The organism is Ruegeria sp. ANG-R, from assembly GCF_000813985.1.
Lineage (GTDB): Bacteria > Pseudomonadota > Alphaproteobacteria > Rhodobacterales > Rhodobacteraceae > Ruegeria.
The window spans coordinates 173,032-199,087 of record NZ_JWLJ01000011.1 but is presented as its reverse complement, the minus strand read 5'-3'; the positions used below and the strand labels follow the sequence as shown (position 1 = coordinate 199,087).

Here is a 26,056-nt window from a genome sequence, read left to right as displayed (position 1 = left end):
TGCAGTTCACTAGTTGCCCCAAAACGGATCATTGTCCGCAATCTCGTTTGTGCGCCGCGGTGCTGACAGGTAAGAAATCCTCTGCGCGGGTTATTGAATTGCGTTCTCGGCAACTGGCTGGGCCTGCCAGAGTACTACCGGGTTGCAAGCACTAAGACAGCTCATCGACCGCCCGATACGCCATTAATATCGCAGCTTCGGCCATTGCCTGGCCGGAGGCATCGGAGTTTGCGATTGCCACGTTGCCGATGGTTTGTCTCGCCACCCCGTGATGCTGACCACCTGCATAGCCATGGGGCCAGCGGTTGACCGTGATCGCGGCAATATCGCTGGCCGCATCAAACCCGTAGGGTCCAAGTATGCGGTTCAATTGCTCGCGCGTGCGTCTTTCGATTTCTTCGAAAGTCAGCTCCAGAAGTTCATAGCGACCCATCCGGAAGCGATCGACCATATCCAGATCCTCTCCGTATAGGGCAGGACAGTACTCCATGTGCAGGACTATGGGTTCATCCGGGTTGCGCGAGAACTCGTATCCCCCCATCGAGACGGGGAAATCCAGCATGAGTTCGGCGTGAAACCCATCCGGGCAATAAAGCGCACTGGCACCCAGCTTGTGAAAGGCGCGCCAGTTGGTCAGGGCAACATTGGTGTAGACCAGCGGGGCTTTGACATTGGAGGCGAGCGCCTCAGCCTGTGCCTCTTCCATTTCCGGGATCAGATAGGGGATCGCCATATTGTAGCAGGCCATGATGCAATGGCGCGCCTCTACCGCATAGGTTTCACCGCCGTGCACATAAGTGACTTTCGCCGGATTGTCCTCATCTCCGGGCCGGACGTTCACCATAGTGCTATCCAGACGCAGCCGCACTTTATTTTCGGGCAAGTCCAACTTGTCGTAGTCAAACCGCGCCAGAACGATATCATCCATTGTGTTGCCTGGGGCACATCCGGGGATCATCTTGCGCACCAGAAGCCGGGCAACCGAGGCATTCCCATCCGGGAAGTGGTGGATATAAGTCTCGGGTTCGCCTTCGGAATCCTCGGGCCGGTCGATGAACCAACCAGCTATGCCCAGTTTCAGCCCGGCAAAGCCTGGCAGCCCGCTATAAAGCCAGGCTGCGCCCGCTGGCACCAGATCAGGGGCAACAGCAAACCCTCCGTTGGTGGACTGGCGAAAGAGGCTGATCAGGGTTTCCGACAGGCCACAATAGTCGCGCAAGTAGTCGGTATAGGGCGTCCCTTCGAGAATCTCCTGCTTGTCAGAGACATCATTCAGATAATCCGGCGGTGACAGCATGAGTTCTTTGAGTTTCGCCCGATCTTCGGCTGTCAACGGCAAGGCGTCGATCTGCGCGGGGGTTGGTTTCTCGCGGCGTCCGCCTCCACTCGCCACGGTAAAGGGAAAATGAACGTCTTTTTCGGTACCTATCTGTTCGGCGAACATCCGGGTTTGCATACCCAGTCGTTCGTAGAACCCTCGATCATAGGCCGTTTCAAACCGGTCAATATCGATACCGATATCCCTGAGGCAATCCATCACCTCGCTTTCAAACTCCTGCGGGTTTTCAAGGGTCTGGCTTCCACCATAGCCAATCAGGAAATGACCGTTGACCGTAAACTCATTCCGCTTGGCGTGGCCACCAAAGTCGTCATGGTTATCCAGGATCAGAATACGTGCCTGCGGATGGTCGCGCTGGTACTTGCGCGCCGCCGCAAGACCGCTCAGACCCGCCCCCACCACGACCAGATCGTATTTGCCGCTGATCTTGTCCGTTTGGGGTGCATCTTCGCCGTCGCGGCCAATCCGGTGCATGACCTCGAACGAGCCCGGATGTGAACCGCGCATCCCGGTCAGAGCAGGCGGATAAGCGGCATTCCCGCTTGCCGCCATGCCGGGTTTTGCCAGCCAGGGTGTTGTGGCTGCAGCCCCAATCGACACGGCCACCCCATTGATGAATTGGCGGCGGCTGATCGGTGCAGTCATGCCAAGTTTGTCTTCAGTCATCTCAAGGCTCCTTCTGCCCGTAAACCACATTTGGGACGCGCAGAGATATCCAGTGCACATTCCTGCGTTGCTTTGCACCACGGAACTATTCAAGGTGACGCCTGTGTCAAACCCGGTCCCGATATCGGTCAGCGCGCACAAAAAACAATATAAGCAATTGATATATATCCATTATTAATGTGGATTCCATCAGGATGGCATGGTGATATGGCGGCAGGCTTCCTCTTTGGTTTATATGAGATATGACCTTGGTTTATGTCTCACACGGAGGAGAACGCTCATGCAAGTGCGCCGTCGCTTCATCATTGCCGCCTCCTATCTGGCGCTATATGCGCTTCTTGATCTGCTTGGTGAACTTGCCTGGGCTGCTGGTGGCGCTTGGCGGGATGCGGCAAATGAGTTCTGGGAATATCCATGGGCCTATTTGAACGCGCTTGCCGGTATCGTGCTTGCTTACGAGTTGTTGCTGATGCGTCGAAAAATGCACAACATGGATGCGCGACTTAAGGCATCAACCGCTGCGATCAGCGCAACGCTTGACGATTATGCCCGGAACTGGGCGCTTTCCGCTGCAGAAAAAGAGGTATTCATCCTGATCCTCAAGGGTTGCTCCCACAGCGAAATCGCCAATATTCGTGACACTGCCGAGGGAACGGTCAAGGCGCAGGCAGCCCAAGTCTACCGGAAATCAGGGTATGGCAATAAATCCCAGTTGTTGAGTGCGCTGGTCGAAGACCTCACCGGGGGAAACTCTGTCGTACATGGAATTGACACAGGCTGAATTAGAAATGCGCGGTAAGACTTTTCTGGACACTTGGGTTCAAAGCCCTCCGCCACGCCTAACTTGAACAAATAAGATGTAAGAGATGCCGTAGAATCGAGCGCTACTTCCCGCTGCCTGACGCCTAGCTCACAAAATTTCATCGCCAGCGGATGTGCTCTCACACTCCAAACAGCATTCGCTTTCAAGGAATGAAATGACGTTCCACAACCGGGGATATTGTGGGACGCAGCGCAGCGTTCGCCCGTCGCGTTCCTGTATGATCAATCCAGCTTTCACGAGGCTCGCTACATGATGGGTCATGGAAGAGTTTGGGATATCAAGCTCATCTCTTAGGGTTCCGACAGGCAGGCCATCAAAGCCCGACTTCACCAAGCGCTTGAAAATTCTTAGCCTGTGCGGGTGGCCGAGTTCTTTCAGAACCAACGCTGCATCATCTACATCCATAGCGCGTCTCCTTCACTTTCATTACGATAATACCGGTAATGTCTTGACGCAAGGGGGTTGATTCCATATTACTGCTTTATTGGTAATATCGTAATGGAGATCGACAATGTCGATTACACTGCCTACAAGCATTCAAGATGCCGCTGGAATGTTCCTGTTCCTTGCGACGGAATTGACCCTTCTGTTCCTGCTCATCAGCTACGGCGTTGGCGTGCTGCAGGAATACATTCCGCCCGCCAAGATTCAGGCCATTCTCAGCGCGCGGAAAGGTAAGGGTTATATCGTGGCGGCCCTGATGGGCGCGATCACCCCATTCTGCTCCTGCTCGACGATTCCCTTTCTCAAAGGTCTTCTGCGCGCCAGAGCCGGGTTTGGCCCAATGCTGACCTTCCTGTTCTCCAGTCCGTTGCTGAACCCGGTCATCATCGGCCTGTTTGCCATCACTTTCGGCATCAAGGTCACTCTGGTTTACTTCCTGATCGCACTCATGGTGTCGGTCGTGGCGGGTGTCGTGCTGGACATGATTGGATTCGAAAAACACGTTAAGGAAGAAGCCTATGTCATACCTGAGACCACCAGCTGCGCCTCATCCTGCTCAGGTGCTTCCGCACCGGTTGAGAACAAGTGGGTCAGAATCTGGAAATCGACGTGGAAGGACTTCAAGGGCGTACTGCCCTACCTTCTGATCGGCATAGCCATCGGCTCAATGATCTATGGTTTCATGCCTACTGATCTGGTCAGCGAATATGCAGGTCAGGATAATCTGCTTTCGATCCCCATCGCAGCGGTCATTGGCATCCCGCTCTACATCCGGGCCGAAGCGGTGATCCCGCTGAGCGCCGCATTGGTTGCAAAAGGAATGTCGCTTGGCGCGGTTATGGCCCTGATCATCGGTTCTGCCGGGGCCAGCCTGACCGAAGTGATCCTGCTGCGCTCGATCTTCAAGATGCCGATGATCATCGCCTTCCTTGTGGTCATCCTTACCATGGCCGTCAGCGCAGGCTTCCTTTACGCCCTGACACCTTTGGGTGCATGACAGACAAAGGTCCCGGAGGTTCTGCCTCCGGGAATTCCTAGCGTCGAACAGATGACGAACTGGTCAATCGAACCAAGACCGTCACTGGGATAGATGGCGAAGCACATGAGAAAGGCTTTGAAATGTCAAACTGGATTTCGGAATCGCTTAGAAAGATCGAGGCTGACAGCCAGCGCTCTGCAGACACGCATTTGTTCAAGCTCTCTATTCCAAGGCTCAAACATGTCGACATCTACCTCAAGGACGAAAGCACCCACCCGACTGGTAGCCTGAAACACCGTCTGGCCCGCTCATTGTTTCTTTATGCTCTTTGCAATGGAAAATTGACGGATACGACAACGATCATCGAGGCCTCATCGGGCAGCACTGCGGTGTCTGAGGCCTATTTTGCCCAGATGATTGGGCTGCCCTTCATCGCAGTGATGCCACGCAGCACCGCTCAACGGAAAATCGACGAAATCGCGCTCTATAGTGGCAAGTGCCACTTTGTTGATAAGGCCACCGATATGCATGGTGCCGCAGTGAAGCTCGCGGCGGAAACCGGCGGCTATTTCATGGATCAGTTCAAATACGCCGAGCGCGCAACCGACTGGCGCGGCAACAACAACATCGCCGAAAGCATCTTCGCGCAGATGAAACTGGAGCCTCATCCGATTCCGCATTCTATTGTCATGAGCGCCGGTACCGGGGGCACGTCTGCAACGCTTGGTCGCTATATCCGTTATCAAGGCCACGATACTCAGCTGGTGGTGGTCGATCCGGAAAATTCCGTTTTCTACGATGGCTATACCCGGAAGGACCCGGATCTTACGATACAGGCATCCAGCCGGATCGAAGGCATCGGACGACCACGGGTCGAAAAGTCGTTTCAGCCAGATGTGATCGATAAAATGATGCAGGTGCCGGATCTCGCCAGCGTCGCTACCATCCACTGGCTCGAACGGCTGATCGGTCGTAAAGCCGGGGCCTCGACCGGTACGAACCTGTGGGGTGCGCTACAACTTGCCGAACAACTGATGAGGCAAAAACAGGATGCCTCAATCGTCACCCTGCTTTGCGATAGCGGAACCCGATATCTCGACACTTACTACAATCCCGATTGGGTGGCGGAGAACTTGGGTGACATCACGCCCTACTCCGATCAACTGAACCGCTGGTGCTGAGGATGGAATTAAAAGTGACTATCTTTGATACAATCATCATTGGCGGAGGCCAGGCTGGCCTTGCAACGGCCTACCATCTGCGTCGTGCTGGGGTGAACTTCATCATTTTGGATGATCAGCCCAAGCCCGGTGGAGCGTGGCAGCGCACCTGGGACAGTTTGCGCCTGTTTTCGCCGACCGAATATAGCTCGATTCCCGGCTGGCAGATGCCCAAAGGCGATCAGGAATACCCGCACAAGAACGAGTTCATTGACTACCTCTCGAAATATGAAAAACGCTACGGGTTTCAGATCGAGCGCCCTGTAAGGGTGAACTCTGTTCGCCGGAATGGAGCTGCCTATGACATTGACACCGACAAGGGTGTTTACCACGCAAAAACCGTGGTGAGCGCGACCGGCACCGCTCAAAACCCGTTCATTCCGGATTATGCCGGCCGGGATTTGTTTCATGGCCCGCAATTGCACTCGGTCGATTATCGAACCAATGATCCCTTCAAGGATCAGCGTGTAGCGATAGTTGGTGCCGGGAACTCGGGAGCGCAGGTTCTGGCTGAGGTTTCCAAAGTGGCTGATACAACCTGGGTGACGCTGTCCGAACCTCATTTCATGCCCGATGAAGTTGACGGTCGGTATCTGTTTGACAAAGCCACGCAGAAATTTCTGCAAACCGCAGAAACAGGTGAGCTCGATCAGGACGGAGCTGAAAAGGTCTCTCTGAACAATGTGGTGATGGTTGAATCTGTGCGAGAGGCCAGAACACGCGATGTTCTGCATTCCGTCCGGCCTTTTCAGGAGTTCTATGACCGGGGCGTGATCTGGAATGATGGGAGCAAAACGCCATTTGATGCGATGATCTGGTGCACTGGATTCCGAGCGAACCTTGATCACCTTTCAGAACTCGGCATGACCGTCGATGGCCGCATCAAAACAGAAGGGACGCGCTGTGTCGAAGATCCCAATCTTTGGCTCGTCGGCTATGGAGGCTGGACCGGCTACGCCTCGGCCACGATCTTTGGCGTGCAAAAGACGGCCCGAACGACCGCCCGTGAAATACAGAAGGCCCTTGAGACGGAAGCATAGCGACTCCGTTCAACGCTACGATCTATGCCTACCGCCACTTGCAAAAGTCACGAATCTCACTTTGATTCAGTCAAACCCAGAAAATGTAACAGGATTCTCATGCTTCGTCGTATCATCACATCTATCGCCGCGGGTCTGCTTTCCGGTGGATTGTTCATCCTCATCTCCTCGTTACTGGGCAGTTCGGTTGAAAGTTCCACAAGCGCCGCGACAAAGCTGTTCGTGATCGTTACGATTGCAACCTTCGCGCTTATCACTCTGAGGAGCCGGAAATGAGCATCTTGCAACGATTTGCACCGGCGCTGCTTTTGCTGATCATTTCACCGCTGATCGCCGAATTTCTTCTGGGTGATTTCAATGTCAGGCAATTTGCCTACCTTGGAATTTTTATCCCTTTGTACGGCGCACTGGCGTTGTTTGTTCGTGAACTGGTTCGACGTTCTGGACGCGGATGGGTCAGTATGCTGGTGATGGCGCTTGTTTGCGGGCTCATCTACGAAGGATTGGTCAATCAGACACTCTTCAACCCTCATTTCGCCGGTGCGGACCTGTTGAAATATGGCTACGTGGAAGCCCTCGGAACGTCGTTCAACTATGCTGCTTTCATTCTGACTCTGCACACGGTCTGGAGCATCAGCACCCCGATCGCCATTGCCGAAGGGTTTGCCGGAGAGCGGGCGCGCGAACCGTGGCTGAATCGACCGCTGCTGGCCGGGACCGGGTTGCTTGCCTTGCTGGGACTGGCCGGGACAACTGCATCGACTATTGAACGATACAAGTTTGTATCGTCGCCGTTGCAATACGGCTCGGTTGTGGTTCTTATCCTGATCCTGACGTTTCTGGCATTTCGCATTGTGCGTAAACCTGGCTTCGCCGAACCCAGCAACACCGATGACCATGGATCAAAAACCTGGATGGTGATTGTATTTGCGTTCGCGCTTTCGTCTGCCTTCATGATTTGGTTCCACTATGCACCTGATCACAAAATCAACTCATCTATCGGGCTCGCGGTTTTTCTGGGTATCGACGTGATTGCGCTCTTCTTCCTCTCTTTCTGGTCGAGACAAGCAAGCTGGAACGCCACACACATCGTTGCCGCCGCGACCGGCGCCGTTCTGACCTATACGTGGTTTGGGCTGTGGCGGTTTGTTGTGGACGGCAAGTCAGCAATGGGCATCAAGACTGAGCCGATCGACATCGTTGGGCAGGTTTGTCTTGCACTTGCGCTGATCGGTGTGTGCTGGTTGGCAATTCATCGTCAAACGAATGTGCGAACAGGGCCGAAAATGTGAAAAAATGGACCACCCTTCTCAAGACCTTCGGGTGGACATTCACATTATTTCAGGTCGGGTGGTTCAGGCATTAGCCCTGATCCCGATTGTGGCAACGGGCGTTGGCCAGGTTAAAGCCAACGTCTGTTTGATCCAGTAGTCTGAGCTATTTCGCGACCGCTATAACCCCAAGTGCCGCTGCAATCATCGCAAATGCGATCCGAGCATAGTGAACCTTTATCCATTGCGCGAGCTTGCCAGCAACCTCGTCGACAGGCATCGCACCGCCTGCAAAAGCACTGTTCGCTGGAACAAAATAGGCGCCGGTCAGGATAATAACGATCGCCATACACACACCGCTGGCGATCCACAGCGATGCGTTGGGCGTGCCCCAAGCGATCCAAATCGATCCCACAAGACCAATCAGGGTTGGCGCGACGATGATTGGGATCGTGTTTGAGATAAAGTGATTGTTCGCAGCGAACCAGCTTAGAAAGTCCGAAGACGGCAAGCTCCGCCAGTAACCACCCAGGGTGACGCCGATGCACAGCATTACCCCTGCAAATCCGGCAGAGCCACAGATTGCCAATATGTTGAACATCGACTTCAGCATCAGTCTGACCACCCTATGTCGGCATGAGACCCGTCGCAGAAAGGCTTGTTTTTTGAGGCACCGCAGCGGCACAGAACATACTTGTCAGGCGATGCACCTTCCGCGTGGACGCCCGAAGCGAGCGGGATTTCGGTCACTCGATAAGGACCGTTTGGTTCAATCGTGATGCCCGGTTCGCCGTCAACCAGTTGTTGCACAGTTCCTCCGGGTTCGCTGAACGAAAGAGCACCTGAAGGGCAGGCACGGATGACATCCTTGATCTCTTTCGGGGTGGCATTATCCGGCTCAATCCAGGGTTTCCGACTGCTGTCGAAGACGGGTTTCAGACGCGCCCCGCATTCGGCAGCGTGCGAGCAGAGCAAGCGGTTGTAGTGGATGTTGATGTTCTCACCCTCGTAGACCCGCACCTTGTCCGGTGTGCGGTCCGGTGATGGGTCGGAGGTGAAACCAATCTCACTGTGTGTGCCGTCGCAAAACGGTTTGTTCCTGGATGCTCCACACCGGCACAGCGCCATGACCGGTTGCGCCTCCATCGCGCCATTGGCACCCGTAAGGCGTGGAATGGCCTTGGCCACGAGAGGACCAGAAGGACGTTCCTCGATCACAGGGGTATGTTTGTCGGTAGGTGCTGTAGCGGCAGCGACCGCACCCGTCCCGATTCTACCGGTCATGGTCAGGCCGTCGCGGATGTTGAGGCCCATCATGGTCAGGTTGGCAGCGCCCGCGATCAGCTCCAAGCCCTGCACCGCGTAGAACACTCCATCAAATTGGCCGGCGGCGGCTCTTCCAGCCAGGAAAAAGGCACAGGGGACAAGGATCAGGATGCCATTCGCCGCAATGAGCGGCATACGTTTCTTCTTTGCCATCGCCAGCGGGTCCGTCCGCTTTCGACCCATGGCCATGCCTGAGGCCCCGGCAATCGCCATGGCCGGGATGAGTATCCACATCCCCCGCAGGATCATTGCTTTTGTTGCAGCAATGGTCTCATGACTGGTGAAAAGCTCGGTGATGATCGTGGATGTCCAGAACATCAGGATCATCAGAAAGCCGATGCCGCCCGCAATGGCGTGGATACGTGTCTTCATGGCTATGCCCCTTGGGTTCGCTAAGTGTTTCGGCGCGTTCAGGCTGTGCAGAAGTTTGCAATCGCAACCTTTTCAAAGAGATGCGGTGCGGTGACAGCGCTTGACGGGTAATGGCTGAGCTCGTTCTGAAACTCCGGATTTGCGAATGCCGCGCGGAAGTCAGCAACGGAATCCCAGATGGCGTAGTTCAGATACATGCTGCTTTCGCCAATGGCTTTGTGCAGCTGTGTGCTGATGTAACCCGGCTGCTTCTTCATCCAAAGCGCATCGCTGCGCCAGGCTTCTTCCAGCGCGCCCTGATCGCCCGGATCAACGGTGAACAGATTCACCAGAACCACGGGCCCGGCATCGATGCCAAGCTGCTGCTGGATCGGAAATTCGGGATCGAGAGGTTTGACGGTGACCATTTTTTGCTCCTTGAAAGACGAATCCAATCGGTGCATAATTGTCATGACGACAATATGTTGTCAACATAAATGGAGATGATGTGCCAAACGGTCAATGGACGGAGGCGGGTGAAGCCGTGACCACGCTTATTCTGGATGTGTTTCGACTGAACGGGCGATTGCTTTTGGCCGGTGATCGGCTTGTGGCCGAGCTTGGGCTGACCAGTGCCCGCTGGCAGGTGCTTGGAGCCATCGCTTATGCGGAACGCCCTGAATCCGTGGCGTGGCACGCACGCACCATGGGGGTTCACCGCCAGGGTGTGCAGCGTATTGTCAATGAGTTGAAGAAAGACGGGATTGTCGCGTTTGAGCCCAACCCGCACCATAAACGGGCGCATCTGGTGATCTTGACCGCGAAGGGGCAAGATCTGTTCCAGGCAGCAATGGCGCTACAAATCCCGTGGGTGAATGGGCTCTCGGAAGGGCTGTCGCCGGGCGACGTCGAAATCACCAAGAAGGTCATTGGCCGCCTCAAATCGCGGCTTGAAAACGGGTTGATGGTGCAGGACGATGGCACAGGCCACTCTTGACGCGCGATCTGTTGTGTGAACCGCGACGGTGCAAAGGGACACAGAGTATGAAGATTTACGTGACGACAATCTTTGTCGACGACCAAGACAAGGCAGAGACATTCTATACTGACATCCTTGGGTTCCGGGTTAAAAACAACATCCCCCTGGGCGAAAACCGCTGGTTGACGGTAGTGTCAGAGCAAGACCCTGACGGCACCGAATTGCTGCTTGAGCCAAGCGATCATCCAGCGGTTAAGCCATTTAAGGACGCCCTCGTGACTGACGGCATTCCGGCGCACTCGTTTCAGGTGCAAAATCTTGATGCCGAGTGGAAAAGGCTGGTCGATCTGGGGGTCGTGTTTGTGCGCGAGCCGATGGATGCGGGGCCGGTTCTGATGGCGGTTTTTGATGACACCTGTGGGAACCTTATTCAGCTTATCGAGATGAAAGACGCCGGATAAGCGTGCGCGTTTCGCAACCGGGCAATTTGCGGCCTGGGCGATGTGTTTATAGCGTGGCTGTGAATCGGCATTAGGAAGGAGGCTCAGCTTGACCATTGGAATACCCCTCCTTTCCGTTCTCATATTCGCCTATGCCATGCTGGCCGACAGGCTGGATCGGACGATCCTGACTGCGCTATGCTGTTTCTCGGCTTCGGCGTTGCGGTTGGTGCGATAGCCGCAGCGCTGATGAGCGCAGCGCGTAACAGACAACTCACCTCGCAGGTATTGGAAGGCGTTGGCACGCTTGCAGCGGCGGCCTATGCTATCTTTGCGCAAGCGCCATCGGCGACAACGGGTTCATTGCCACATTTCTCGGAGGCCTGTTGTTTGGAAGCGTTCTCAAAGGGCGTTGCGCCTTTTTGTTCGAATTCACCGAAGCGGAAGGCAAAGGGCTAGCGTGGATCGCATTCTTCGCCATGGGGCTGGTTCTTGTGCCCGAGGCACTGCCGCATTTGGCCTGCAATCGCTGGCGATCATCCTGATATCGCTTTTCCTTGTCAGGCCATTGGCGGTATGGCTATCGTTGCTTGGGACCGACGCAAGCGGAATAATACGACGGTTTTTCGGATGGTTCGGCCCGCGCGAGCTGGCAACCGCACTTTTGCGCTTCTGCTCGTGGACAAAATCGACCATGAATACGCGAACCCGATCCTGCAACTGGCAATGAATGCCGTTTGGATCAGTGCATTACTGCGCGGCACCAGTGCGTTACCAGGCGCACGCTGGTATGCCAACAAACGAGCACGGTGATTCAAGGCTACAAAAAGAGCGAACACGATATTGGACCAGCAAACTCTGATCTCTGACCTGAACACATTCCTGGCTAAATCCTATTTAGGCATCACGTTTCTGGAGTATCTTCAGGCCTGTCTCATCGTTGCTTTGACCTTAGTCATTAGTGCACTGGTCCGGCCGGTGTTACGCCGAATATCCCGCCATCACATAGGCGACACCCATGCGCGCACTGGCCCGGTGGCCCGCGCTGTGATGCCTCCTTTGAGGGCGACTCCAATTATACTTGGGGTGTATTTTGCGGCACATGTGCTGCACCTGAAGGGGCAAGCATCTGACGTCGCTGGGTTGGTTCTGAAATCTCTTCTCGTCGCGATGATCTTCTGGGCGCTTGCGCGCCTTGGCGGAAATGTCGACCCAGCTTTACGCCGAATGAATATGGTGCTTGACGATGCGCCAAAGGAATGGCTCAGACGCAGTATTCAGGCACTGATTACCGCTTGTGGAGCTGCGATTATCCTGGAGATGTGGAACGTCCCGATTGCACCGCTGATCGGCAGTCTTGGGGTGTTCGGAATTGCCGTGGGTCTGGCGGCAAAGGATCTGTTCAGCAACCTGATTTCCGGCGTTCTGATTATGACTGAAAAGCGGTTCAGGCCCGGCGAGTGGATCAAGGTGGATGGTGTTGTCGAGGGAACCGTTGAGCGCATCGACTTCCGATCGACGCGGATCAGACGCTTCGATCTGAGCCCGGTCTATGTGCCAAATTCGCTGCTGGCAGACAACGCAATGACCAACTTCTCACGGATGACGTACCGCCGGATCAACTGGATGGTGGGGCTGGAGTACGGCACGGCACCGGACCAACTGAAAGAAATCCGTGAAGGCGTGGAACATTGGCTGCAGAATGACCGGCGCATCTGTCAGCCACCAGAAGCGTCGCTGTTCGTACGCATCGACTCGTTTGGGGAAAGCTCGATCAACCTGATGATCTACTGCTTCACCAAAACCACCGTCTGGGCCGATTGGCTGGCCATCAAAGAGGACTTCGCCCTTGCCATGATCCCCATCGTGAAAGGGGCCGGATCGGGTTTCGCGTTCCCAGCAAGATCGGTCTACCTGCAGCAGGTCGACCCACCGGAGATTATCAATCCGTCGGAGTGAGCGAATTCATAGCTTGGATGCCCGGAGAGATCTCCTTTGGTGCGCTGAAGATGGAAAAGTTCTTCGGCTCCTACCAGCGGCATTGATCCGCCGCATGACCATCGAATCCGGACATAGGTGACGACGCAGCGAATTCGCGATCTGTTCGAGTATTGCTCATTGCCCGATGAAATCTCGCTGAGGCCGGCACGAATGGTCGCTCTTACACCGCATTTGTGTCACTGGCGTGCGGTCCATACCTTCGAACCAAGACCGATTGACCCTCGCGCGGACCAGAAATCCCCTGCGCGAACTTTGGCTCAAGTACAATCTCGCACTCAGGTCCGTCCGGCCGAACATTGTTCGGGCAATCCTCCAACCTTGTGTAAGGTGTCTCGACGTTGCAGATAAATCTTAAGTCTGCCATCTGCCTTTCCGTTGATCATACTATTCAGTATGTATAATCTCATGCGAACTTAAGACAAAAGTCTCATCCTGATTGGGATGGTTTTTGGAGTAGGCACTTCGACATGGGTAAAATGGATGACAAGAGAGCAGCGAAACGCCTTTCAATATTGAACGCAGCGCGCGATGAATTTTTGTCGGCAGGCTATGAAGCGGCTAACATGGATAGAATTGCGTCACTCGCTGAAGTCACCAAACAGACTGTGTACCGCTATTTCCCTTCTAAGATAGAGCTTTTTGAAGCGACCATCCGTTTTCTTGGACAATCAAGCCATGCAGATTTCCTCCGCAACCTTGAGCATCCTGACACGCACGAGGCACTGGTTGGCTTCGCTCAGGGATTTATCCGGTGGCATATTGAGGACGAACCGCTACATATTTTCCGACTGCTCGTCGCCGAAAGCGCCAAGTCGCCCGAAATAGTTGAGACATTCTTCTTGGCCGCTCCAGACGAAACACATGCGGCCCTATCGAGCTTCCTAAAAGACCGTCTCTCTGCGACTAACCCCGACGAAGCAATGCTTATATTTTTTTCGGTGCTGTCAGCGTTCCGAGATGACGTCCTATTTGGAAGAGGTAAACCGGACGACCAACAAGTCGTCCGGCTCGCGGAGACCGCAACGCAGTTGTTGCTCGCCAACCTGAAAGAACTCTGAACTTTCACCGTTCAAGCCGCCGCGCTTCTATATCGTCGGCTCAGAAGTGCCCCACTAGCTACAATCTTCGCACCAGATTTTTATCGAAGCCATCAACGACTGACACCAGAACTGATGGCCTGTTGAGGATGTTACTCGACCATCTTTCAACATTTGCGAGCCCATCGAGCAGACCGGTTGAAAACTGATTATCCAATATAGCGATGGTCCTAAGAACGGGGCAAAGGCTCAGTCGATCAAACAAAACTCACTACCATCAACGAAGGGATTTCCGCCAATCTCCTTGTTCAAAGCAAGGAGCGTGGTCCTTAGTTTTCCTTTTTCGTCCTCATAAACTGCGTGGTCATCCGCAGTCTCCAACTCGAAGACATGATCGAGTAGTTCATGGCTGTGGCTGACCCACATGCGGTTTTTGGGCCTTCTGGAGCGCGTCTTCAAGGTGAAGGTCGCCCTCGGTCACCCCATTCACGAATTCGTTCAAAGCAACAGATTCGAGAAGCGCTTCACCATCCACCAGCAAGAACGGTGTTGCCCCTCGGGATGAGACCTTAACTACCCACCCGGGATTATCATCTGGCTCGATATAGGTGACCGTAAAAGCGGCACTTTTTTCGTTGAGCGTGATTTTAGATGGCTGGTGGAATGGGTAAAGATCATAGCCCACGGTTTTAGTCTTCGTCATTGTTGCCTCTTTGTGAGCTATGTTGGGAAGCGGGGCTTTCGCCTCCGTCCTTAGCTTTCTTCCTTAGTCAAATGCAGGGTGTACCCAATGATCGTAATCAGAAGGATAGCTCCGCCAATCAAGCTGTTTGCACCAGGAACTTCGGTAAAGAAGATATAGGCCCAGATCGGTGCCAGAACGGTTTCAAGCATCAGCGTCATCGACACTTCCGCAGCCGTAGCATAGCGCGTAGCGACCATCGACAGGACTCGGCCAAACGGTGCTGTGAACAGACCCATTGCACCCATGATCAGCCAAGTGTTCAGGCTGAACGTAGACGGCTCAGTGAAGAATATCATCACGACGGCGACGAGGAATCCGCCAAAACCCACAACGCCTATACGGCTGACGTCTGGAAATTTGCGAAGCAGGGTCAGCATCAGCGCAAGAACAGCAACCGAAAACATGGCAAGCATGTCACCGTACAAGCTGCTGGTACCATCGGCACCAGAGCCAGACACGACCACACCTATGCCAAGAATAACGCCGACAATCGCAAACATGGTTTGCTTGGAAACTTTTTCACGCAGGAAAATCCAGCTGAACAGTGCGGCGACGGCTGGCAAGGAACTGAGAATCAGGAATGTGTTAACGACAGAAGTATTCTTGATGGCAAACACCAGACCAGTGCTGCTGCCTAGCATCAGAACACCCGCCACCAGCAGGGGCCATCCGCTTTCAAGTAGGACTTTGAGCAGACCGCGTTTGTCATTCAACCGGATCACGACGGACATGGAGATTGCTGTAAACAGGCCAAAAAGGAACGTTGTTTCAAGCTCGTTGACCCCGGAAAACCGGATAAAAACCGGATCCAGACTCATCAGAGCGGCTCCGACGAGCGCAATTACCATCCCCTTTAGCCGGTGGCTTCGATTTGGTTGGGCGATTGTTGTTTCAGGCATTGTCAAACCCTTCGGTGTTGCAAAGGGAACCAACTATAAGCGGCCCCATAATCATACTTTCTAGTATGACTATGGGGATTCGACATATCAGTCAACAATAATCATACTCAATAGTATGATATGGAGATTTGCAGAAAGTGTGACCACAACTGCAGCCGTTCAAAAGGTCCGCAGCATCCGGAAGAATGGACACAGTCCGGTCAACTTCTGCAGCGCAACCTTAAGTCCGGTCCGGATTGGCGAACGGCAGATGCCGTCCGCCAACGTGGTTCAAATGTCGATTTGCTTAGCAATGCTCGGTGCATCTTCGAGTTCGACCCCAAGATATATGGCGGTGCTGTCAACCTTTGTGTATCCTAGCAGGAGGTGAACTGCTCTGAGATTTCCGGTTTTGCGGTAAATCTCCGCCGCCTTGGTCCGGCGGAACGAATGAGTGCCGTATCCGCTGGGTTCCAGCCCGATGGCGGCCAACCAATCTCGCACCAGCCGTATTGGCGCGTTCAGATATGTGGGCGGTCGTGAAACCTGCTTTGGCGACCCCGCCGTCAGCGGTCGGTATCGACCGCAACGATACCTCCTCGAACTCTATGGTCGGTCAGGCACTGGCGTATGTCCAGGGCTCCGGCCTAAAGGCCAACGCGGCGGTCTTGCGGCAGCTTACTAACTCCCCGGCTGCCAGAGGAAACTCTGGTGGCCGATTTCGTTAGTCGAGGAACCGCTATGGGCAGCAATAAACTGAAAAACCTAATAGTCTCGGCTGCACGCGCCTTCACCCGCTTTCTGATCGTACTTTTGGAGCTCATCGTCTTTGCCGCCGCAGTGTTTACCGTACAGCAGGCGAACCCAAGTGCGCCTGCTTCTCCTTAATAGGCCATCGGCCTTGGGCAGGACTACCTGCTTGTGGAGTCCGTTTGGCCGGCCAAGTACACCTTCCGTGCAAGTCCCCACCCGCAGATTGCGGACTTTCATCGCCCGACGGTCGCTACACTGCTTCTCGCGTGCTTTCGTTACTCACATTCACGGTGATGCAGTAAGTCTACAGGTCAAGCTTCTAATATACCCAAATCGGCTGTCACGTTCATTTGAGCCTTGGAACTGAGCGAATATGTGCCGCGTGCGCAGCAGGTTTCCGCTACGTTAAGCTCCACGCTCTTTGCGCCTCATTAAAATTGTTCTAAGCCCGGCGGACCATTCTGGTGAGGACCAAAATGAAGTTCAGTGCATTGGAAGTTGTCTGCATATTTCTTGCAAGTATAGTTGCTTTGGCGGGCTTTGCCGGAGCCGCCAGCGTATTGATATCGGTCATATGAATGTGACGAAGCGAGACTGATACACGCTCTCGCGTGATTTCCGTTTGAAGCTTGTGCGCTGACCGCTTTCTGGAATGCGCGCATGAATCATCCCAAAACGGAAGAGCAATCAATACATCAGAGAATTTACGCATCGGTGCCAAACATCGTTGCTTGGATTCAGCGGTTGCCGGGCCAAGCGCATAGCTGACTGAAAGACAGTCAATCTGTGGTCATTGAGATCAGCATCTCGATCTGTGCGTTACGGAAACGCGAGATAATCTTGTCTATCGCGCCAGCCGGGGTCAGGCACAGGGCGGTGGACAGCCCGTCGGCCAACGCGGCCTGAGGTGCGGATATGGATACGGCCTGATATGTTGGAGCGTGGCCCTGCGGGCTCAGGATGTGCCCCTGATCGCCACGCAACCTGGTGCCTTCAGGGGCCGAGGTTGCGATCGCGCGGTCCTGCACTCTGATCCGTTTGACGACCGTTCCATCCGACCCTGCCAGCCCGACGCGCCAGAGCTCTCCGGTGCTGCGCCGACCAAGGGCCGCGACCTCGCCCATATCGACCAGCACATCGCGCAGATCGAAAGATCGCAGCAACGCGGCGATCCGGTCGGTGATTGCCCCTTGTGCGACCCCGTTCAGGGTGATCGCCGAGCGCCCGGGATGCGGCAGGCGGATCGCATCTGTTCCGACGCTGACCTCATTCCATCCGATTGCCTGTCTCGCCCGCTCTATCTCAGCTTGCGACGCGTCGTTTGCCAATGCCAGCCAGAGCGGCTGTACCGTGGGATCAAACGCTCCGCCCGAGGCATCGTGGAGGGCAGAACACAGGCTCAGCACGTTCAGCAAATCGGGGGCCGGTGCGGTCAGAACACCGGCCTAGTTCAGGCGGCTGATTTCCGAGTCGGGACGGTACAGGCTGAAGATATCCTCCAGCCGGTTCAACTCGGCTTCGACGGCGGCGAATATGGGCGCGGCTTCGGTGTCGGACAAACCTTCCAGACGCAGGCTGGCAGGCGCGCCCAGGGCGATGCCCGACCAATGCGCAGCGGCGTGCGCGACCCGTGCCGGGACGGCAGCGCAGGCGGCTGAAATGGTCAGGAAACGACGGCGGGACAGAAGGGTCATGCGGGGGTCTCCAGGATCAGGTCCAGATCGACGGGGCCGAGGACCTCGGTATCGGGGACCTCGGACAGAGGCAGGGCAGAACCGCCATATCTGAGAATGAAAGCTTGGGCATCGGCGGGATCGGCAAAGGGAACAACCTCGCGCGCACCCATACCGCCCGCCACATCGGCGCCGACGACAAAGGTCGCGCCATCGGCGGCGATCCAGTTGGAGATGCCCGGTTGCCGCCAGCTGGGCGCAATGCCCATGTCGCTGACATAAACGGCGGTGATGTCGGCATCCCGTTCGGGGCTTTTGAGATAGGCCAGCATGTCGCGCACCTGTGCGAAGAACAGCGGTGCGGGATATCCCTCCAGATGAATCTGACCTTTGGGCCCGCCATGTTCGGCGATGTTCATCTGGCAGAAATAGCTCAGCGCATCCTGGGTCAGGTCGACCGGATCGGGGGCCTCGGCGACCTCTTCTTTGCAGGCCGCCAGCGCGACCAATGCGATCAGGGCGAGGCGCTTCATGGCTCGACCCTCCAGAATGCGACCCGGGCGAGGGCAAAGCCTATCACCGGCCAGATCAGCAGTGAAACGGGCGCAGCCCAGACCGGCAGAGCTTGCGCAGCCCCGGTCATTCCGGAGGCTATCGCGACGCCTTCGGTTGCGGCAATGTTCCACAGACGGAACGCGTCGGCCGGGTTGGCCACCATCACCCAAGGAAAGACGGATTGGGTGAAGGTGCCGCCCTTGTCCATGACGACGGCCCCCAACAGGCCCAGATCATAGAGGACGACAAAGACCAGCCAGAGCCCGGCCGACATCCCCGCTGCCGCCGTGGCGCCCTTAGCCAGGGCGGACAGCAGGTATCCCAGCGCCAGAAAGACAGCGCCCAGCAGGATGGATGTGAGGATCAGACGCGCCAGAGCCATCAAGCTCTCTGGTCCCGCGCCGCCAAAGAAGGCAGCCACTGCGCCGGCGGTGCCGAACCCGATGGTCATGGCAAAGGCCAGCGCGGCCAGATGGGCGGTGAACTTGCCCAACAGGATTTCTCCGCGTCCTGCCGGGTAAGACAGCAGCAGGGACAGGCTGCCGCGATCCACGTCGCCAGCGATGGCGTCAAAGGCGATCATCAGCGCCAGCAGCGGCGCAAGATAGACCGACAGCGTGGTCATCGAGGCCACCGAAACGGTCAGCATGTCGACCCCCAGCGTGCCGGTTGGCGCGCTGCCCGCAAAGGTCAGCGCCAAGGCGAACAGCACCATGATCAGCGTGGCGACCAGCAGCCAGCGGTTGCGGCGCAGGATCAGCATTTCGGTGCGGGTGATGGCGAGGAAGCGGGTCATTGCAAATCCTCCTGTGCGTAGTGGCGATAAAGGTCTTCCAGCTTGGGCGGTGTCATTTCCACATCCGCTACCGCGTCGCCCAACCCGGCGATCTGGCGCAGCGCCTCCATCTTGTCTTCGGGCGTGCAGAGCAATTCAACGGATGCCCCGTTGATCCGGCTACCGCCCAGTTCAGCAGCCAGCACATCAGGATTGGCGCTAGCGCGTACCTTCAGGCGGATCGGCAGACCGGCCAGCGCCGACAGGTTGGTCAGCGTGTCGTCGGCCACCATACGACCTTTGCGCATGATGGCGATGCGGTCGGTGCGGGCCTCAACCTCGGTCAGCGCGTGACTGGCGATCAGAACGGCGGTGCCTTGCCCGGCCAGCTCATCGATGATGGCATACAAATCCTGCCGCGAGATTGGGTCCAAGCCCGATGTGGGTTCATCCAGCAACGCCACTTTCGGCTGGCCGAGCAGCACCTGCGCCAGACCCAGACGTTGCCGCATCCCCTTGGAATAGGCTCCGATCCGGCGGTCCAAAGCGTCGCTCAGGCCGACCCGCTCTAACAGACCGGGTACATCCGCCTTCGCGCCTGAAAGCTGGGCAAACAGGGTCAGTTGCTCGCGGCCTGTCAGTGCCGGGTGGAATGACACCGCTTCGGGCAGGTAGGCCGTCTCGCGCCGCGCCTGCGCGCTGCCGGGAGTGGCATCCCCGATCCGAATGGCTCCGCCATGGATCGGCGTCAAGCCGAGGATGGATTTGATCAGGGTCGACTTGCCCGCGCCGTTATGGCCCAGCAGAGCGACGCGCTGGCCGGGGTCAAGAAACAGTGTGATATCGTCAAGAACGCGGGTTTTTCCACGGTCCTTGAGAACATGGTCGATTGACAGGGCCTTATCCGTCATGAGGCACCTTTTTCATAGCTGGGGGTTCAGGGGCTTGCATTAATGGGTTGCTGTCCATCACGCCGCCCGGCAACAGCGCCGGGAAGGCGGATTGCGACCAGCGCACCAGCTGCACGGCGGGGGAGCCGAGCAACAATTTGGCTGCGGGTTGGGTCCACAGCACATGGTCCATACTGTCATTGGGGCGATAAGGGGCATCGGCAATGCCGTTGCCATCCACATCATAGGCGGCAAAATCGGACCAGTAGTTGCCGCGCCCGTCTTCGGACCACTCGACCCACTTGGTCGAGACATATTTCACTTGCGTCCGGTTCCCGATGAATGAATTGCCAACGATGCGGTTGCGCTCAGACCCGGCGGTAAAGTGGATGCCGATGCCGCATCCCTGGAACCAGTTGTCGGTGAATTCGTTCTTGTTCGAGTTATAGAGGAAGGTGCATTTTTCCTCGGCCCCGATCACCACATTGCCGGTGATGGTGCTTTTGTTGGCGTAGTTCAGCATCACGCCGTGTTCGCGGTCATCAATCGAGACGTTGTTGGCCACGGTCACATTGGTCGTGAACATCACCGCATAGCCCAGATCGTTGCCGATCGAGACGTTGTCGCTGACAATAGAATTATCAGCGTACATGTAATGCACAGCAAAACGCAGATCGCGGAACAGGTTGTTGGTGAAGGTGTTCTTCTTGGACGAGTTCACAAAGATCCCGTCGCGCCCGTACTGGATGTCATTGCCATCAACCACTGCACCCGGCGCGTTCCAGACATAAACGCCATTGCCGCGGTCGTTCATCCGCCGGTCCTGCCGCCCTTCGATCCGGTTGCCTCGCACGATGCTGTCCTTGGCCCCGTGAATGTCGACGCCATAGAGGTTGCCCAGCAGCACGTTATCCTCGACCACCGGCGCGTATGCCGTTTTGGTCAGTTGGATGCCGCTGTCGATCCCGTCATGGCTTGAGCCCGAGCCAATCACCGTCAGCCCGCGCACCGTCACGCCCGGCCCAGTCACGGTGATGACGCTACCGTTTCCTTGTCCGTCGATAGTGGCCTGTCCCAGCCCGTCGAGGGTAACGGGCCGGTCCAGAACCAGCGTTTCGGTGTAAACGCCGGGGCTCAGGCGGAGGGTGTCCCCATCCGCCGCCTGCGCCAGTATCTCGTTAATGGCCCCTGCCCGGTTGGGCACATCCCAATCCGCCGCCCAAAGGGGCGAGCCGAGCAGGAGCGGTATGAGCAGGGGCCAACGCATTTTACGCGCTCCGAGGCTCAACGAACATCCGGCCGCGCATCTCCATGTGCAGCGCGTGGCAGAACCACTGGCAGTAATACCAGTGTACGCCCGGACGGTCGGCAATGAAAGTGATCGAGGCGGTCGCCTGCGGTGCAACCTCCATCGCCAGACCAAAGTTGGCCAGACAGAATCCGTGGGTCACGTCGTCCACATCGTCCAGATTGGTGACATATACGGTGACTTCATCGCCTTGCTTGACGGTGAACTTCTCCATGCTGAACACCGGCGCGATGGAGGTCATGTAGACCCGTACCTTGTTGCCATCCCGGATCGGTTCATCCGCACCGTATTCCAGATCGACGCCATCGGCCTCGGCCTGTTTGCGGGCATCCTCCCACATCGGGTCGTTGCGGTCCCAGACATTGACCGGGTTCACCTTGGACCGATGCACGATGATCGAGTCGTGCGGTTCGGCAAAGGTCGGCCCGTCATGCACCACCTTCATCTTGTCGCCCGAGATGTCGATCAACTGCTCGTTTTCAGGCTTCAGCGGACCCACATTCAGGAAGCGGTCTTTCGAGAACTTGTTCATCGAAATCAACCACTTGCCATCGGCCTCGGCGGTTTCCCCCATAGAGGTCGAGTTGTGGCCCGGCTGATATTGCACATCCACCTTGTCAAGGATCGGGTCAACATCGGAACCGGCATAAGCCTCAATGGCTTTGGCGATGTCCCATTTCACCACCTGGCTGTCCAGGAACAGGGTGGTATAGGCATTGCCCCGGTTGTCGAACGCGGTGTGAAGCGGGCCAAGACCCAGCTGCGGCTCGGCAACCACCGCCGAGCGCGGATCGGCGTTGTCCGAGAACAGCGCGTCGACCTTTTCCACATCGATCACCGAAACGGTCGGCGACAGCTTGCCGTTGATCATGATGTGTTTCTTGTCAGGCGCGGCGTTCACACCATGCGGCGAGTTCGGGATCGGGATATAGCGCGTCAGGTCGCCCTCGACCCCCTTGCGGCCGTCCACGACCTTGACGCCGTTCAGCTCCTGATAGTTCCCGGCGGCAACGGCCTCTTCGATGGCCTTGATGTTGAACACGACCACATGGTCCAGCTCGTTCTCGGTCATCTCGGCCAGATTCATGCCCATTTCCGAGTTGTACGAGGTCGAGAACGCGTATTTGCCCTGATAGTCGCAATCGGTGTTGTCGAGGTTGCCCGAGACGATCACCTGCCACGCCACCTCCATGGTGTCACCGTCGATCGCGGTAAAGATGTTCACGTATTGCGACGGATCGTCGAGGATCTGGCCGTCATTGACCAGCGGGGCCTCGTGTTCGCCATTGGCAAAGATATAGCCGGTGCGCGGATATTTCTGCGGACGCAGCCCGTGGATGTCCATCGCGTTCGGAATCTCGATGATCTTGTCGCATTTCATCACGTCACAGCGCACGCGGGCCACGCGGGTGTTGGCCTTGTCGTTCATGAACAGATAGCGGCCATCATAGGTGCCATCGGTAAAGGACATATGCGGGTGGTGCAGGTCGCCGTTCAGATAGGTGACCTGACCGTTCGCGGCCAGATATTCCTTGGTTTCCGGCAGCAGACCCTCGGTCATGATCTTCAGAGATTCATTGGTCTGACCCCAGCCTGTGGCTGAGCAGCGGTTGAACACCGGCACCCGCATCAGCTCACGCATCGAGGGCACACCCAGAATGCGCAGCTCGCCGGTCTGGCCCGAGGACCAGAAGCCGTAATATTCGTCCAGCTCGCCGGGCTCCAGATGTATTTTCGCGGCAGCGCTGGCTTCGCGCGCGGTCATCAGGGTCGAGCCCAGACCCGTCCCGGCGATCACCGCGCCGGTGGCGGTTGCACCCAGCATCCCGCGGCGGGTGATGTTCAGTTTCTTGTCATGTTCCGACATGATCGTTCCTCCTTTTAGGAAACGGTTTGCGGTTTGGCGTTCGGATGGTTCGCCGGTGGTTGCCCGAGGGGGGTCTTGAGGTTGACCGACCCTGTCTTGGCCCGCCGCTTGAGCTGGCGGATAACGACGGGACATTTGTCCTCGGACTGGTAAAGCACCTGACAATGCAGGCAGGTGACGCACTCGTTCGGATTGATCTCACCGGTTGGGTGGATGGCCTGAACGGGGCATTCATTGGCGCAGGTCTGACAGGGGCTGCCGCATTCCTTGTAGCGGCGCAGCCAGTCGAACATGCGGATACGGGCAGGGATCGCCAGCGCGCCGCCCAGAGGGCAGAGGTAGCGGCAATAGAACCGTTCCACGAACAGCCCAATCCCCAGCAGGGCCAGCGCAAAGACCACGAAGGGCCAGTCGCGCATGAATTTCAGGATGATCGCGGTCTTGAACGGTTCAACCTCGGCATATTTCTCGGCCAGCGGGATCGAGACAAAGCTGAGCCCGAAAAGGCCTAGGAAAACCATGTATTTCGCGGGCCAGAGGCGCTCATTCAGACCCCAGGGCAATGTCCATTGCGGGACTCGTAAGGCCCGCGCAATCTTGTTGGTCAGCTCCTGCAGCGCGCCAAACGGGCACAGCCAGCCGCAATAGGCCCCGCGCCCCCAGAACAGCAGCGCGGCAGCGACGGCGAACCATTGGATGAAGACCAGCGGGTCCAGCAGGAAGGCATCCCAGCTGAATCCGGTCCGCAGGCTGCCCGCCAGCGCCATCAGGTTCACGACGCTCAGCTGCGCATTGGCGTACCAGCCTATGAAGAACAGGGTCAGGGTCAGATATCCGATGCGGAACCAGTAGAAGACCCGGGCGTTCATCGTGGCGTGGAACTGAAAGAAGAAGGTCGCAGTCAGCACCAATAGCATGACGCCCAGACCAGCAATCTCGACCGTGCGATCCTTCCAGATACGTTTCCACAGCGCGGCTTTGGCGGCGGCTTCACCGGTTGCGTCATCCACCACGACAGGGGCCGCGACCGGCAGCAGATATTGTTCGGGCAGTTTGTAGCCCAGATCGAAGGTCAGAAAGGTTTTCTCGACTGCACCCACGGCGCGCTGCACCAGAAGTTGCAGGCGGAACGGCTCGGCCGGGTCGAACTCGGCATCGGCGGGAATCTTGAAGATATCCAGCTCTGTGAAACTGGGTGCATCCGGCGCGGCAACCGTACCCAAACGGCGCTGCTGTTTGTCGAAAAACCGAACCGAGCTGTCGCCCTGTATCAGTTGAATCCGGTCGAAAATACCGCCCCGGACATATCCCGATCCCTTGAAGCTGTAAGCGCCGCGCCCCAGAACCAGAATGGCCTGCTCGCCTTCATCCAGCCAGTTCACCATGTTCTGATACTCGGCCTCGCCCAGCAGCGACTTGCCGATCGACGGCACCGAGACCAGCGCCATGTGCATGTCGATGAAGGTGTCATCGGGTTCGCCCGGCTCGGGCCGCTTGATGGCGCGCTGATCGCCAGTGGCCTCAAACGCCGCGTTGACCTGACCGATATCCAGTGTCAGCCGCCGTACCGAGCCGTCACCCGAAAGCGTTGTCCAGTCGTAAACGGCATCCTGTGCCATATCGACTTCGCGTTTCGGCCCGTCTGCCTGTAGCGGAGACAATCCGCCCAGCCCCAGCGCGCGCGCCACTTTGATACCACCGCGCACAAGGCTGTCGTCGATCACCATGATCGTGACCGTCGCGCCCGAGATGATGTCGAGGTCATGCCCCTCACCACCGGTCTCGGCTTCGATCTTCAGATCAAGCCCGGCATAGCCTTCGGTCAGTTCAACCATGCGCGAATTGGGGATGCCGATCAGAACGATGGGTTCCGAGTGTTTGACCAGCTGCACCCCGGTCAACACCGCGTCGCCATCGATGGCCGCAACCACATGGATGGGTTTGCCGGAATATCCGGTGGTGCCCACGAAATCGGAAGTCAGGAAGGCCCAGGCCACGGTCTCACCGCCCTTCAGGACGGGGGCGACCGGAACGTCATCGCGGACCGGCCCAAAGGCATCGGCACCGGGGGCCAGATCGGCGGGATCAATCTCGGGCAGGAAGCTGGCAAGGCTGTCGGCATGGGCGCTGATCGCCATCAGGCAGGACAGAACAAGGGCCAGCAGAAAATGGATTGCGCGACTTACGACCACGGCGCACCTCCGATAGTTAGGGTGGACGCCATGGACGCGCGCAGGGCGCGTTCAGTTGTTTCTTGGGTCGGGCACGGGGGTCCCCGGGTTTCAGGCCACAGTCGATCCGAGTTGTACAACACGGAAGATTTGCTGTTTAGAACCTGTACAACATGGAAGATTCCGATTTGCGGCACTTGCGTCAGCTCGGGCACAGGTGCCGCGCTGGTGACGGCGCACAGTGCGCAATCGGCGCATTTCGGACAGGCCGCGGTCGGGTCTTCACCGCCTTCTTCAAGGTCAACTTCGACCCAGACCGCGCCGCCTTCCGAACAGATCTCCACCCAGACACTTTCACCGGGACTCGCCAGCGCCGGTGCGACGGTCTGCAACACCAAAAGGAAGATGCCCGCCAACCCAGCCGCCGCGCGGAATGCGCGGGCAGAGAGATTGTGCAAAGGGACGAGGGCAGGCATGGAGACTCCGACTCGGGAAGCTATGCCTGCGTTTTAGGGGATTCGGGT

At 56.8% G+C, this 26,056-nt stretch carries 29 protein-coding genes and 1 pseudogene; 13 read left to right on the top strand and 17 right to left on the bottom strand.

The window, feature by feature from the left end:
- Positions 1–151 precede the first annotated feature (151 nt).
- The gene (locus RA27_RS19320; RefSeq protein ID WP_052265395.1) at positions 152–2,005 is read right to left on the bottom strand and encodes an NAD(P)/FAD-dependent oxidoreductase; all 1,854 of its coding nucleotides are present in this window, start codon (positions 2,003–2,005) and stop codon (positions 152–154) included.
- Positions 2,006–2,285: 280 nt separating this feature from the next.
- Here RA27_RS19320 and RA27_RS19315 point away from each other — a divergent pair, with 280 nt between their 5' ends.
- Complete coding sequence (locus RA27_RS19315; protein WP_052265394.1) at positions 2,286–2,786, top strand: LuxR C-terminal-related transcriptional regulator; 501 nt, start codon at positions 2,286–2,288, stop codon at positions 2,784–2,786.
- Between the two features lie 129 nt (positions 2,787–2,915).
- On the opposite strand, the gene RA27_RS19310 is transcribed toward RA27_RS19315, so the two are convergent.
- A complete protein-coding gene (locus RA27_RS19310; RefSeq protein ID WP_039542919.1) occupies positions 2,916–3,233 on the bottom strand; it encodes a helix-turn-helix domain-containing protein in 318 nt (105 codons plus the stop codon).
- 106 nt (positions 3,234–3,339) lie between these two features.
- Here RA27_RS19310 and RA27_RS19305 point away from each other — a divergent pair, with 106 nt between their 5' ends.
- The 5 genes from RA27_RS19305 to RA27_RS19290 all read left to right on the top strand — a co-directional run bounded on the left by RA27_RS19305 (position 3,340) and on the right by RA27_RS19290 (position 7,803).
- Positions 3,340–4,269, top strand: a complete 930-nt coding sequence (locus RA27_RS19305) for a permease (RefSeq protein ID WP_039542918.1) — start codon at positions 3,340–3,342, stop codon at positions 4,267–4,269.
- A gap of 122 nt (positions 4,270–4,391) precedes the next feature.
- Positions 4,392–5,432, top strand: a complete 1,041-nt coding sequence (locus tag RA27_RS19300) for a PLP-dependent cysteine synthase family protein (protein ID WP_039542917.1) — start codon at positions 4,392–4,394, stop codon at positions 5,430–5,432.
- A gap of 14 nt (positions 5,433–5,446) precedes the next feature.
- Positions 5,447–6,511: an ArsO family NAD(P)H-dependent flavin-containing monooxygenase gene (locus RA27_RS19295; RefSeq protein ID WP_206540008.1), complete on the top strand. Its 1,065-nt coding sequence runs from the start codon at positions 5,447–5,449 to the stop codon at positions 6,509–6,511.
- 99 nt (positions 6,512–6,610) lie between these two features.
- Entirely contained in the window at positions 6,611–6,787 is a 177-nt protein-coding gene (locus tag RA27_RS24470; protein ID WP_193746549.1) for a hypothetical protein, read from the top strand.
- Entirely contained in the window at positions 6,784–7,803 is a 1,020-nt protein-coding gene (locus RA27_RS19290; protein ID WP_052265393.1) for a hypothetical protein, read from the top strand. The genes RA27_RS24470 and RA27_RS19290 overlap by 4 nt, the downstream gene beginning before the upstream one ends.
- A gap of 145 nt (positions 7,804–7,948) precedes the next feature.
- Here the strand turns inward: RA27_RS19290 and RA27_RS19285 are convergent, their stop codons facing one another.
- Genes RA27_RS19285 through RA27_RS19270 form a run of 3 tightly spaced genes read right to left on the bottom strand, consistent with a single transcriptional unit; the run spans position 7,949 to position 9,887 of the window.
- A complete protein-coding gene (locus RA27_RS19285) occupies positions 7,949–8,395 on the bottom strand; it encodes a DUF1772 domain-containing protein (protein ID WP_039542915.1) in 447 nt (148 codons plus the stop codon).
- On the bottom strand, positions 8,395–9,480 hold the full coding sequence (locus RA27_RS23810; protein ID WP_082025199.1) for a CDGSH iron-sulfur domain-containing protein: 1,086 nt from the start codon (positions 9,478–9,480) through the stop codon (positions 8,395–8,397). Before RA27_RS23810 ends, RA27_RS19285 begins: the two co-directional genes overlap by 1 nt.
- Positions 9,481–9,518: 38 nt before the next feature.
- The gene (locus RA27_RS19270; RefSeq protein WP_039543209.1) at positions 9,519–9,887 is read right to left on the bottom strand and encodes an antibiotic biosynthesis monooxygenase family protein; all 369 of its coding nucleotides are present in this window, start codon (positions 9,885–9,887) and stop codon (positions 9,519–9,521) included.
- Between the two features lie 80 nt (positions 9,888–9,967).
- Here RA27_RS19270 and RA27_RS19265 point away from each other — a divergent pair, with 80 nt between their 5' ends.
- The 6 genes from RA27_RS19265 to RA27_RS19245 all read left to right on the top strand — a co-directional run bounded on the left by RA27_RS19265 (position 9,968) and on the right by RA27_RS19245 (position 13,937).
- A complete protein-coding gene (locus tag RA27_RS19265; protein ID WP_039542913.1) occupies positions 9,968–10,456 on the top strand; it encodes a MarR family transcriptional regulator in 489 nt (162 codons plus the stop codon).
- A gap of 47 nt (positions 10,457–10,503) precedes the next feature.
- The gene (locus RA27_RS19260; RefSeq protein ID WP_039542911.1) at positions 10,504–10,899 is read left to right on the top strand and encodes a VOC family protein; all 396 of its coding nucleotides are present in this window, start codon (positions 10,504–10,506) and stop codon (positions 10,897–10,899) included.
- Between the two features lie 88 nt (positions 10,900–10,987).
- A complete protein-coding gene (locus RA27_RS24910) occupies positions 10,988–11,116 on the top strand; it encodes a hypothetical protein (RefSeq protein ID WP_255353540.1) in 129 nt (42 codons plus the stop codon).
- A 148-nt stretch (positions 11,117–11,264) separates the two neighbouring features.
- Positions 11,265–11,423 (top strand): hypothetical protein, encoded by a 159-nt coding sequence (locus tag RA27_RS24465; RefSeq protein WP_193746548.1) that lies wholly within the window; start codon positions 11,265–11,267, stop codon positions 11,421–11,423.
- Between the two features lie 298 nt (positions 11,424–11,721).
- Entirely contained in the window at positions 11,722–12,837 is a 1,116-nt protein-coding gene (locus RA27_RS19250) for a mechanosensitive ion channel family protein (protein WP_082025198.1), read from the top strand.
- A gap of 509 nt (positions 12,838–13,346) precedes the next feature.
- Positions 13,347–13,937 (top strand): TetR/AcrR family transcriptional regulator, encoded by a 591-nt coding sequence (locus RA27_RS19245; protein ID WP_039542909.1) that lies wholly within the window; start codon positions 13,347–13,349, stop codon positions 13,935–13,937.
- 382 nt (positions 13,938–14,319) lie between these two features.
- On the opposite strand, the gene RA27_RS19240 is transcribed toward RA27_RS19245, so the two are convergent.
- The 3 genes and pseudogenes from RA27_RS19240 to RA27_RS24765 form a co-directional block, all read right to left on the bottom strand.
- Complete coding sequence (locus RA27_RS19240; RefSeq protein WP_052265389.1) at positions 14,320–14,619, bottom strand: glutathione S-transferase N-terminal domain-containing protein; 300 nt, start codon at positions 14,617–14,619, stop codon at positions 14,320–14,322.
- 50 nt (positions 14,620–14,669) lie between these two features.
- Positions 14,670–15,509, bottom strand: coding sequence for a DMT family transporter (locus tag RA27_RS19235; protein ID WP_206540010.1), 840 nt, complete (start codon positions 15,507–15,509; stop codon positions 14,670–14,672).
- 321 nt (positions 15,510–15,830) lie between these two features.
- Positions 15,831–16,090, bottom strand: a pseudogene (locus tag RA27_RS24765) (integrase); the annotation flags it as partial.
- Positions 16,091–16,250: 160 nt separating this feature from the next.
- On the opposite strand from RA27_RS24765, the gene RA27_RS24460 reads away from it, so the two are divergent.
- Positions 16,251–16,427, top strand: coding sequence for a hypothetical protein (locus RA27_RS24460; RefSeq protein ID WP_193746547.1), 177 nt, complete (start codon positions 16,251–16,253; stop codon positions 16,425–16,427).
- A gap of 644 nt (positions 16,428–17,071) precedes the next feature.
- On the opposite strand, the gene RA27_RS19225 is transcribed toward RA27_RS24460, so the two are convergent.
- Genes RA27_RS19225 through RA27_RS19190 form a run of 9 tightly spaced genes read right to left on the bottom strand, consistent with a single transcriptional unit; the run spans position 17,072 to position 26,008 of the window.
- Positions 17,072–17,707 carry an FAD:protein FMN transferase gene (locus tag RA27_RS19225; RefSeq protein ID WP_255353539.1) on the bottom strand — a complete coding sequence of 212 codons (636 nt, stop codon included), beginning with the start codon at positions 17,705–17,707 and terminating at the stop codon, positions 17,072–17,074.
- A 30-nt stretch (positions 17,708–17,737) separates the two neighbouring features.
- The gene (locus tag RA27_RS24760) at positions 17,738–17,986 is read right to left on the bottom strand and encodes an FAD:protein FMN transferase (RefSeq protein WP_241484112.1); all 249 of its coding nucleotides are present in this window, start codon (positions 17,984–17,986) and stop codon (positions 17,738–17,740) included.
- Positions 17,983–18,498 (bottom strand): nitrous oxide reductase accessory protein NosL, encoded by a 516-nt coding sequence (locus tag RA27_RS19220; RefSeq protein ID WP_039542905.1) that lies wholly within the window; start codon positions 18,496–18,498, stop codon positions 17,983–17,985. The genes RA27_RS24760 and RA27_RS19220 overlap by 4 nt, the downstream gene beginning before the upstream one ends.
- The gene (locus RA27_RS19215; RefSeq protein WP_039542903.1) at positions 18,495–19,316 is read right to left on the bottom strand and encodes an ABC transporter permease subunit; all 822 of its coding nucleotides are present in this window, start codon (positions 19,314–19,316) and stop codon (positions 18,495–18,497) included. The genes RA27_RS19220 and RA27_RS19215 overlap by 4 nt, the downstream gene beginning before the upstream one ends.
- A complete protein-coding gene (locus RA27_RS19210; protein ID WP_039542901.1) occupies positions 19,313–20,206 on the bottom strand; it encodes an ABC transporter ATP-binding protein in 894 nt (297 codons plus the stop codon). The genes RA27_RS19215 and RA27_RS19210 overlap by 4 nt, the downstream gene beginning before the upstream one ends.
- The gene (locus RA27_RS19205; protein WP_039542899.1) at positions 20,196–21,452 is read right to left on the bottom strand and encodes a nitrous oxide reductase family maturation protein NosD; all 1,257 of its coding nucleotides are present in this window, start codon (positions 21,450–21,452) and stop codon (positions 20,196–20,198) included. Before RA27_RS19205 ends, RA27_RS19210 begins: the two co-directional genes overlap by 11 nt.
- Before the next feature lies 1 nt (position 21,453).
- Entirely contained in the window at positions 21,454–23,361 is a 1,908-nt protein-coding gene (gene nosZ, locus RA27_RS19200) for a TAT-dependent nitrous-oxide reductase (RefSeq protein ID WP_039542898.1), read from the bottom strand.
- Positions 23,362–23,375: 14 nt separating this feature from the next.
- Positions 23,376–25,553 carry a NosR/NirI family protein gene (locus RA27_RS19195; protein ID WP_039542896.1) on the bottom strand — a complete coding sequence of 726 codons (2,178 nt, stop codon included), beginning with the start codon at positions 25,551–25,553 and terminating at the stop codon, positions 23,376–23,378.
- On the bottom strand, positions 25,544–26,008 hold the full coding sequence (locus tag RA27_RS19190; RefSeq protein WP_039542894.1) for a hypothetical protein: 465 nt from the start codon (positions 26,006–26,008) through the stop codon (positions 25,544–25,546). Before RA27_RS19190 ends, RA27_RS19195 begins: the two co-directional genes overlap by 10 nt.
- Positions 26,009–26,056 lie beyond the last annotated feature (48 nt).

Excerpts from the sequence above, each read along its gene's own strand:
- RA27_RS19240 (WP_052265389.1), bottom strand. The coding sequence starts at position 14,619 with ATGACGAAGACTAAAACCGTGGGCTATGATCTTTACCCATTCCACCAG.
- RA27_RS19320 (WP_052265395.1), bottom strand. The coding sequence starts at position 2,005 with ATGACTGAAGACAAACTTGGCATGACTGCACCGATCAGCCGCCGCCAA.
- RA27_RS19310 (WP_039542919.1), bottom strand. The coding sequence starts at position 3,233 with ATGGATGTAGATGATGCAGCGTTGGTTCTGAAAGAACTCGGCCACCCG.
- RA27_RS19190 (WP_039542894.1), bottom strand. The coding sequence starts at position 26,008 with ATGCCTGCCCTCGTCCCTTTGCACAATCTCTCTGCCCGCGCATTCCGC.
- RA27_RS19245 (WP_039542909.1), top strand. The coding sequence starts at position 13,347 with ATGGGTAAAATGGATGACAAGAGAGCAGCGAAACGCCTTTCAATATTG.
- RA27_RS19260 (WP_039542911.1), top strand. The coding sequence starts at position 10,504 with ATGAAGATTTACGTGACGACAATCTTTGTCGACGACCAAGACAAGGCA.
- RA27_RS24470 (WP_193746549.1), top strand. The coding sequence starts at position 6,611 with ATGCTTCGTCGTATCATCACATCTATCGCCGCGGGTCTGCTTTCCGGT.
- RA27_RS19305 (WP_039542918.1), top strand. The coding sequence starts at position 3,340 with ATGTCGATTACACTGCCTACAAGCATTCAAGATGCCGCTGGAATGTTC.
- RA27_RS19290 (WP_052265393.1), top strand. The coding sequence starts at position 6,784 with ATGAGCATCTTGCAACGATTTGCACCGGCGCTGCTTTTGCTGATCATT.
- RA27_RS19315 (WP_052265394.1), top strand. The coding sequence starts at position 2,286 with ATGCAAGTGCGCCGTCGCTTCATCATTGCCGCCTCCTATCTGGCGCTA.
- RA27_RS19220 (WP_039542905.1), bottom strand. The coding sequence starts at position 18,498 with ATGAAGCGCCTCGCCCTGATCGCATTGGTCGCGCTGGCGGCCTGCAAA.
- RA27_RS19300 (WP_039542917.1), top strand. The coding sequence starts at position 4,392 with ATGTCAAACTGGATTTCGGAATCGCTTAGAAAGATCGAGGCTGACAGC.
- RA27_RS24760 (WP_241484112.1), bottom strand. The coding sequence starts at position 17,986 with ATGACCCTTCTGTCCCGCCGTCGTTTCCTGACCATTTCAGCCGCCTGC.
- RA27_RS23810 (WP_082025199.1), bottom strand. The coding sequence starts at position 9,480 with ATGAAGACACGTATCCACGCCATTGCGGGCGGCATCGGCTTTCTGATG.
- RA27_RS19235 (WP_206540010.1), bottom strand. The coding sequence starts at position 15,509 with ATGGTAATTGCGCTCGTCGGAGCCGCTCTGATGAGTCTGGATCCGGTT.
- RA27_RS19215 (WP_039542903.1), bottom strand. The coding sequence starts at position 19,316 with ATGACCCGCTTCCTCGCCATCACCCGCACCGAAATGCTGATCCTGCGC.
- RA27_RS19205 (WP_039542899.1), bottom strand. The coding sequence starts at position 21,452 with ATGCGTTGGCCCCTGCTCATACCGCTCCTGCTCGGCTCGCCCCTTTGG.
- RA27_RS19270 (WP_039543209.1), bottom strand. The coding sequence starts at position 9,887 with ATGGTCACCGTCAAACCTCTCGATCCCGAATTTCCGATCCAGCAGCAG.
- nosZ (WP_039542898.1), bottom strand. The coding sequence starts at position 23,361 with ATGTCGGAACATGACAAGAAACTGAACATCACCCGCCGCGGGATGCTG.
- RA27_RS19285 (WP_039542915.1), bottom strand. The coding sequence starts at position 8,395 with ATGCTGAAGTCGATGTTCAACATATTGGCAATCTGTGGCTCTGCCGGA.
- RA27_RS19210 (WP_039542901.1), bottom strand. The coding sequence starts at position 20,206 with ATGACGGATAAGGCCCTGTCAATCGACCATGTTCTCAAGGACCGTGGA.